This window comes from Streptomyces sp. NPDC012510 (genome assembly GCF_042955065.1).
Taxonomy (GTDB): Bacteria; Actinomycetota; Actinomycetes; order Streptomycetales; family Streptomycetaceae; genus Streptomyces.
Genome location: NZ_JBIBEN010000082.1, coordinates 1 through 1,430 on the forward strand (window position 1 = coordinate 1; position 1,430 = coordinate 1,430).

Here is a 1,430-nt window from a genome sequence, read left to right on the forward strand (position 1 = left end):
CTGGTGCGCTGGCTCGGCTCCGGACGGCAGGACTCCCTGCTGTCGGTCGAGAACACGGCCGGGATCGCCACCCCAGGAGGCGAGGCCGTATGACCGCCGCCACCGCTCAGCTGACCGCCGACACGGCTCAGCGGCACCCCCGCTGAGCGTGAACGCCAACGGATCGCTCGGCCGCGAGGGCGGGAACCTCCGCCAGCGGCTACGCCGTGGGACTCGGCATTCCGCCCTCGTCCACACACGCGGTGGCCACCACAACGGCGAGAACGTCCTCCCCGTCGAACCCCTCTCCTGACCTCCCCACCCAGTTCCAGAAACCTGAGCGCGCCGACCGAGCTGCCGGGTTGCCGACAAGCGCAGCCGGCTGGGCAACCCCGTGTTCTCAGCCCGGCCCCCTCCACCCCTCCCCGCAGGAGAACCGAACATGAAGACGATCCCGTACTGGGTAGAGACCGCAGGGTCGTTCCCCGACCGATCCGGCAAACCGCTCTCCGAGGACACCGACCTGGTGGTCGTCGGCGCCGGCTTGACCGGCCTGTCCACCGCCCTGCACGCCGCGCGCAAGGGTGCCCGTGTCACCCTCGTCGAGAAGGACCAGATCGGCTCCGGTGCCTCCGCGCGCAACGGCGGTATGGCAAACCTGGGCTTCACCATCGGCGTACGCCAGGCCATCCGCCGCTACGGACCGGAACGCGCCCGCGAGATCTACAACTCCTACGGCAAGGCCGTGGACACCATCGAGCGGCTCGTGAACGAGGAGTCCATCGACTGCCAGTTCCGTCGTGTCGGACGCCTGGGCCTCGCGTCCCGCCCCGCGCACTTCGAGAGCAAGAAGGCCCAACAGCGCGACCTGGCCAAGTACTTCGGACACGAGACCACGCTGATCAGCAAGTCCGAGCTGCGCTCCGAGATCGGCTCCGACGCCTACCACGGCGGCCTGCTCGACCCGCTCAGCGCCGGACTGCACGTCGGCCGCTTCGTGCGCGGCATGGCCGAGGCGTGCGAGCGCACCGGTGTTGAGATCCACGAGCGCAACGCGGCCACCGGCGTGCGGCGTACCGCCGCCGGCCGGTTCGAGGTCGGCACCGAGCGCGGTGTGATCCGTGCCGGGCAGGTCATGATGGCCACCGACGCCTACACCGACAAGAACTTCCCGTGGCTGCGCCGCCAGCAGGTCTGCGTGGGCAGCTTCATCATCGTCACCGAGCCGCTCGGTGAGGAGCTCGCCCGGGACATCATCCCCAAGGGCCGCCTCCTCGTCGACTCCAACAAGGTCTGCCACTACTTCCGGCTCACCCCGGACAACCGGCTGCTGTTCGGCGGCCGTGCCCGCTTCGCGCCGTCCGACCCCACCTCGGACAAGAAGAGCGGACAGATCCTGTTCCGTGAGATGTGCGAGATCTTCCCCCAGCTCGCCCGTACCAAGGTCGAGT

Annotated in this window: 1 protein-coding gene; it reads left to right on the forward strand. The window is 69.3% G+C overall.

All coding sequences use genetic code 11. From position 1 onward, the window contains the following. Positions 1-421: 421 nt before the first annotated feature. Positions 422-1,430, forward strand: a 1,009-nt coding sequence (locus tag ACFY9I_RS42445) for an FAD-dependent oxidoreductase (RefSeq protein ID WP_391012882.1), incomplete at its 3' end; no start/stop codon positions are given.